This window comes from Halorubellus amylolyticus, assembly GCF_034808145.1.
Classification (GTDB): domain Archaea; phylum Halobacteriota; class Halobacteria; order Halobacteriales; family Natrialbaceae; genus Halorubellus.
The window spans coordinates 1-884 of sequence record NZ_JAXHGM010000020.1 but is presented as its reverse complement, the minus strand read 5'-3'; the positions used below and the strand labels follow the sequence as shown (position 1 = coordinate 884).

Below are 884 nucleotides of genomic sequence, written 5' to 3'. Positions count from 1 at the left end.
GCCACCGTGTTCAAGCGCGGGGAGTCAGCCGGATGCGACCCGAAACCAGATGATCTACGCCTGGGCAAGGTGAAGCGTGCCGAAAGGCACGTGGAGGCCTGTTAGCGTTGGTGTCCTTCAATACCCTCGCGTGACCTAGGTGTAGGGGTGAAAGGCCCATCGAATCTGGCAACAGCTGGTTCCAATCGAAACATGTCGAAGCATGACCTCTGCTGAGGTAGCTTGTGGGGTAGAGCGACCGATTGGGAGATCCCACTTCGAGAGAAGTGGGCCTCCCTGTCAAACTCCAAACCTACAGGCGCCGTCGACGCAGGGAGTCCGGTGTGCGGGGTAAGCCTGTGCACCATGAGGGAGACAACCCAGAGCCGGGTTAAGGTCCCCAAGTGTGGATTAAGTGCGATCGAAGGTGGTCTCAAGCCCTAGACAGCCGGGAGGTGAGCTTAGAAGCAGCTACCCTCTAAGAACAGCGTAACAGCTTACCGGCCGAGGTTTGAGGCGCCCAAAATGATCGGGGCTCAAATCCACCACCGAGACCTGGCCGCACCCCCCATAGGGGTGATCGTGTAGATTGGCGCTCTGTGTGGGTGGAAGCACGGACGAGAGTTCGCGTGGACCACACAGTGACGAAAATCCTGGCCATAGTAGCAGCGTTAGTCGGGTTGAAACCCCGACGGCCGAAAGAGCAAGGGTTCCTCGGCAATGCCGTTCAGCCGAGGGTTAGCCGGCCCTAAGTCCAACCGTAATTCGACTTGGACGAACCGGGAAACTGGTTAATATTCCAGTGCTCGTATGCAGTGAACGCCGACGCCTCAGAAACAGTCGAGCTGGGCCTTCGCCCAGTCGAATCCGAGAATTCCGTGGACGCCGTAATGGCAGGAAGCGGA

Annotated in this window: 1 rRNA gene; it reads left to right on the top strand. The window is 58.3% G+C overall.

Annotated features, from left to right (window positions below):
- A 23S ribosomal RNA gene (locus SM754_RS20115) occupies positions 1-884 on the top strand; the annotation flags it as partial.